The sequence below is a fragment of the Chrysiogenia bacterium genome, assembly GCA_020434085.1.
GTDB lineage: Bacteria > JAGRBM01 > JAGRBM01 > JAGRBM01 > JAGRBM01 > JAGRBM01.
The window spans coordinates 1-4,813 of sequence record JAGRBM010000595.1 but is presented as its reverse complement, the minus strand read 5'-3'; the positions used below and the strand labels follow the sequence as shown (position 1 = coordinate 4,813).

General features: G+C 65.5%; 6 protein-coding genes. 2 read left to right on the top strand and 4 right to left on the bottom strand.

Going from position 1 to position 4,813, the window contains the following annotated elements; genetic code table 11:
* Together KDH09_19405 and KDH09_19400 are read right to left on the bottom strand one after the other, a co-directional pair.
* Window positions 1-598, bottom strand: a 598-nt coding sequence (locus KDH09_19405) for a hypothetical protein (GenBank protein ID MCB0221874.1), incomplete at its 3' end; no start/stop codon positions are given.
* Window positions 599-622: 24 nt separating this feature from the next.
* A complete protein-coding gene (locus KDH09_19400) occupies window positions 623-1,477 on the bottom strand; it encodes an RNA polymerase sigma-70 factor (GenBank protein ID MCB0221873.1) in 855 nt (284 codons plus the stop codon).
* Between the two features lie 110 nt (window positions 1,478-1,587).
* Here KDH09_19400 and KDH09_19395 point away from each other — a divergent pair, with 110 nt between their 5' ends.
* Window positions 1,588-2,292, top strand: coding sequence for a glycosyltransferase (locus KDH09_19395; protein MCB0221872.1), 705 nt, complete (start codon window positions 1,588-1,590; stop codon window positions 2,290-2,292).
* Between the two features lie 64 nt (window positions 2,293-2,356).
* On the top strand, window positions 2,357-3,079 hold the full coding sequence (locus KDH09_19390) for a glycosyltransferase (GenBank protein MCB0221871.1): 723 nt from the start codon (window positions 2,357-2,359) through the stop codon (window positions 3,077-3,079).
* A gap of 181 nt (window positions 3,080-3,260) precedes the next feature.
* On the opposite strand, the gene KDH09_19385 is transcribed toward KDH09_19390, so the two are convergent.
* Window positions 3,261-4,055, bottom strand: a complete 795-nt coding sequence (locus KDH09_19385) for an SAM-dependent chlorinase/fluorinase (protein MCB0221870.1) — start codon at window positions 4,053-4,055, stop codon at window positions 3,261-3,263.
* 9 nt (window positions 4,056-4,064) lie between these two features.
* Window positions 4,065-4,631, bottom strand: a complete 567-nt coding sequence (locus KDH09_19380) for an endonuclease III domain-containing protein (GenBank protein ID MCB0221869.1) — start codon at window positions 4,629-4,631, stop codon at window positions 4,065-4,067.
* Window positions 4,632-4,813 lie beyond the last annotated feature (182 nt).

Below are 4,813 nucleotides of genomic sequence, written 5' to 3'. Positions count from 1 at the left end.
CAACGGCAAGCACGCCGGTCGCCGCCCAGAAGGGCTTGGACGAAGTAGCAAGCAGGGGCTTGGGAACGCGGACCTTCACGATGCGCAGCGCAATGAGCGCGCCGTTGACCAGGTGGAATGCCCCGCTGGCGAACAGACCGAAGTAGTAGGGGTAGAAGAACCAGCCGTAGGTGCTGAGGCTGTAGGTCAGAAAGCTCATGTCGGCGGGCAGGTCAAAAAAGAGTCCCGGCCCCCGCGTGGCGGCGACATGACCGGCAAAGGCGAGCAGCAGGTAGTAGCCGCTCAGCCGGTGGAGCCGCACCCGCAGGCTGGCAGCGCTTGCCTCCCCGCGCTCCTTCGCGCGGCGGCGCCTCCGCAGGCCGCGCGTCAGACCCGCCCACATGTGAACGAGCGCCGCGCCGATGACGCCGATCTCGATGATCGGGAGCTGGTAGAACTTGCGGAAGAGCGCGATCGCCCCGTCGAAGCTCGACTGGCCCGAGAGTGCGGTGAGCGTGTTGGTCAGGTGCAAGGCGAGGAAGGCGGCGAAGATGAGGCCGCTGATGGCCTGCGTCTTGATGAGTGTTCGTTCCTGAATTTGCGGAGTGGGGGTATCCATGTGAGCCTCCTTTTCGGGGCGGACCTAGAGGGAAGGAATGGCGCGGAGCTTGTCGGGATTGAGCACGCTGTGGATGCGGGCGATCTTCCCGTTTTCGATGCTGAACATCTGCACGCTGTAGGGTTCGCCCTTGCTGTAGAGGAGCAGCGCCGGCTGGTGATTGACCCGGCCGAAGCGATATTCGAGTTCCTCGGTGTTCACGCGCGCGATGCCGAGTACGAATTTCGCAATCTTTGCCGCTCCGATCACGGGAACGCGCGCGGCGTGGCGCTTGCCGCCGCCGTCGCTGAGCGCAACGGCGTTTTGGGCAAGCAGGCTCTCGAGCCCCTTGAGATCGCCCGACATGGCCGCCTGCAGAAACCGGCCGACGATCTGCTGCTGTTCCTGCTCATTGGTCTCGAAGCGCGGGCGCTTGTCCTTGAGGTACGAGCGCGCGCGGCTCAGAAGCTGGCGGCAGCTCTCTTCACTGCGCCCCAGAATCTGCGCGAGCTCGGCGTAGTCGTAATCGAAGACCTCGCGCAGCAGGAACACCGCGCGCTCGAGCGGCGAGAGAGATTCGAGCAGGACGAGAAATGCCATGGAGACCGATTCGGCCAGTTCTGTCTTCTCGTCGGCGAGCGGGCTCTGGTCGATCACCAGGGGCTCGGGAAGCCAGGGGCCGACGTACTGCTCGCGCCGGGAGCGCGCGCTCTTGAGCTGATCGATGCAGAGGTTCGATACCACCGAGGCCAGCCAGCTTCGCGGGCGCTCCACATTGTTAGTCCGCTCCCAGCGCAGCCAGGCCTCCTGCACGATGTCTTCGGCGTCGCTGGCGCTGCCGAGCATGCGGTAGGCCAGTGCAAAGAGCATGGGCCGGTGCTGGTCGAATTCTCCGGGCATGGGCAAGAGTTCCAGTTCCATGAGCCTAGCGCCCTCCTGCACCCAAGACGAGGCAGCCGCCGGGCCTGTGACATGGACGCGGGCTTTTTCGGGGAGGTAGGCTCGGCGGTATGGACATGGAGAGAAAACCCGCACTCATCGTAATGGCCAAGTGGCCCGAGCCCGGACAGGTGAAGACCCGGCTGATGCCCCTTCTCTCGGCAGAGGAGGCCGGCGCCCTCTACCGGGCCATGCTGCTCGACGTGCTGGAGGCCGCGGTGGCCCTGGACAATGTGGACGCCGTCCTTGGCTTCTGGCCCGAGGAGCGCCGCGAAGACTTCAAGAAGCTCGCCCCGCGGGGGACGGTGCTCATCTCCCAGAAGGGCGCGGATCTGGCCGCCAGAATGCAACACTGCTTCGACGAGGTCTTTGCCCGGGGCTATGCCCCGGTGCTGATGCGAAACTCCGACGGGCCGACCCTGCCGGATCGGGTGCTTCGCGCGGCGATCGATGTGCTGGCCGGCGGCGCGCAGGCGGTTTTTTCCCCGGATGCCTCCCACGGATTCGGGGTCATCGGGCTGGAGAAAAGCGTGCCCGAGTTACTGGGCAGGCCGCTGGAGACCGATGATTCCTACGAGGAAATCCGTGCCCGTTGTGCCGATACGGGATTGCGCGTGGCTGAGGTCGAGGGCTGGTACGATGTCGACGGCCCCGCCGATCTCTCCCGGCTCCTGCGGGACTGGCGCGACGGGGCGGTGCCGCGCAACGTGCGCGCCCTGCTGGACCGGGATGGAGCGGCCTGGGAGGCTCGAGTCGCCGAACTCGAACTGGCCTGAACATCGTGTTCAGTTCTCTTTGCCGGTCCGATCTGCGATTATTTCGGTCGCGGGTGCTCGAACCATGAAGATCACGACCATCATCCCCACGAAGAACGAGGAAGCGAACATCGGGCCGCTGCTCGATTCGCTGCTGGCCTATTCGCCCGATGAAGTCATCGTCGTCGATGGCGGCTCGGATGATGAAACCCGCGAGATCGTGCGGGCAAAAAGTGAGCAGGCAGGGGGCGTGCGCCTTGAGGTAATCCGCGGCGGCGTGATCCGGCAGCTCAACGAGGCCGCCAAGCTGGCGAGCGGTGACGTGCTGTTTTTCCTGCACGCCGACTCGCGCCTGCTCTGCGATCCCTTCGTCCCGATCGCGCGGGAGATGGCCAGCGAGCACGTGGCCGGCGGCGGCTTTCGGTTGAGCTACGGCGATGCCAAGGCGCGCTACCGCTTCATCACGCGCACGGCGAACTGGCGCGCGGGCGCCATGGGGCTTCCCATGGGCGATCAGGGAATCTTCATCCGGGCCGATGTCTTCGGGCTGCTACAGGGTTTTCGTGAGGGACCGCTGCTACCCGATCTCGACCTCATGGTTCGCGCGCGCCATCACGGGCGCATCGCGCTGGTGAACGAGCCGCTCTACACCAGCCCGCGACGCTACGAGGAAAACGGATTCCTGCGCAACGTGCTGGCCAACCAGCTTCTGTTCTACACCCACGTGCTGCTGTCGGAGAACTCGCCCGAGTGGGCGAAGAAGATGCTCGAGAAACTCCGCGCCAGAGAGCGCGTGGTTCGTTCGTAAACCCGTTGCCGGGGGCGGAGGGCGAGGCATGCCTCGCCCCTACGAGACGAATCGCGCCGGCCTTCAGACAGACCAAACCACCAAAGCCCGCCGGAACTTGCATGGGACCGCGCAATTTCCGACAGGTTGATTACCGCGGTTGTGTAGGGGCGATGCATGCGTCGCCCTTCTTGTATCAGCGTCAGTCCCGCACCACCACGACCGGATCGCCAAGCTGCGCGCCTGAAGAGGCGGCGGCCGATTTCTCCCGCATGGAAACTTCGAGCAGTCCCGACGAGCCGATGAGCGCGATGGGCTCGCCCACCTCGACTTCGGCGTAGTGGTTTCGCAACCCGCGCACGCGGAGGGCGGCGACCTTCGTGGTGACGAGATCGGTTTCCCCATCGCTCAGGAAAGCGCGCAGGGTGTGGTCGGGGATGTTGGTGATGAGGTTGCCGAAGCGGTCGATGTGTAGCACCACGCCGTCGATGGCGTCGCCCTGGAGCTGCACGAGCGGAAAGGGCAGGTGCTCGTAGTGGTCGATGCGCGCGCCCAGCTCGGCAGGGGCCTTTCCCGAAGCAAGCAGCGCCGCCGCGGGTGCAAAGACGTCGCGCCCGTGGAAGGTGGCGCTCGATTCGGGCGCGCCGATCCTTTCGGGATCGATGGCGTAGACCTCTTCGCTGCCGTCGTAGAGAAAACCGAAGCAGCCGTTGTCGGGGCCGACGAGGGTTTGCCCGCCGATGCGCGCGATGATCGGCGCGCGCGCGCTGCCGACGCCGGGGTCCACGACAACAAGGTGCACGGTCCCCGCGGGAAAGCGCGGCGCCGCGTTGCGAAGAAAGAGCGCGGCCTCGCGCACGTTGTGCGCCGCGATGTCGTGGGAGAGATTGACGAGCCGCAGATCGGCAGGTCCGCGCGAGATGAGCACGCCCTTCATCTCGGCGACGTAGGAGTCGGCCGTTCCAAAGTCCGTGGTCAGTGTGAGCAGCGCGGGCATGGAGAGATCCTAGCGCGCCGGCGGCGTTTGAAGAAACGGCGCCAGGGGGCAGCCCTCGCAGCGCGGCTTGCTGCGGCAGTAATCCTTGCCCACGTGGACGATCTGGGCGTGAAATTCGTTGTAGGTGGCCAGGTCCTCAGGGAGCTGCGCCGTGCAGAAGTCCTGCAGGTGGTCGTAGCTGATCTTCTCTTCGACCAGGGCGTGGCGTGAGAGAATCCGGCGAGTGTAGGCATCGACGACGAAGACCGGGTGCCCGGCCGCGTAGCAGAGGATGGAATCGGCTGTCTCCTTGCCCACGCCGTGGACGCCGAGCAGCCAGGCGCGCAGCTCGCCCGTCGGCGCGGCGAACATCCTACTTAGATCGCCGCGCCAGTCATCCATCACGGCGCCAACAAGGCTCTTGAGCCGCGTGCTCTTCACGTTGAAGTAGCCGGCCGGGCGGATCAGCGCGGCCAGCTCATCGTGGGAGATCTGGTGGAGCTTCTTGAGGGAGAGCAGTCGCTCGCGCTTGAGGTTCGCGATGGCTTTCTCGACGTTGGTCCAGGCTGTGTTCTGCACCAGCACCGCGCCGACCATCACCTCCAGCGGCGTCTCGCCGGGCCACCAGCCCAGCGGGCCGTAGTGCTTGCTCAGCACGCGATGGTAGCGCAGCAGCGGCGTGGATTTGGGGGCGCTGGGCACGGCGTCGGTCTCCGCCCCCAAGCCTACAACAAATGGAGAAATTGGGATTGGGAGGGCCCTCCCGAAAAGACTAGAGT

Excerpts from the sequence above, each read along its gene's own strand:
- KDH09_19400 (MCB0221873.1), bottom strand. The coding sequence starts at position 1,477 with ATGCCCGGAGAATTCGACCAGCACCGGCCCATGCTCTTTGCACTGGCC.
- KDH09_19395 (MCB0221872.1), top strand. The coding sequence starts at position 1,588 with ATGGACATGGAGAGAAAACCCGCACTCATCGTAATGGCCAAGTGGCCC.
- KDH09_19390 (MCB0221871.1), top strand. The coding sequence starts at position 2,357 with ATGAAGATCACGACCATCATCCCCACGAAGAACGAGGAAGCGAACATC.
- KDH09_19385 (MCB0221870.1), bottom strand. The coding sequence starts at position 4,055 with ATGCCCGCGCTGCTCACACTGACCACGGACTTTGGAACGGCCGACTCC.
- KDH09_19380 (MCB0221869.1), bottom strand. The coding sequence starts at position 4,631 with ATGGTCGGCGCGGTGCTGGTGCAGAACACAGCCTGGACCAACGTCGAG.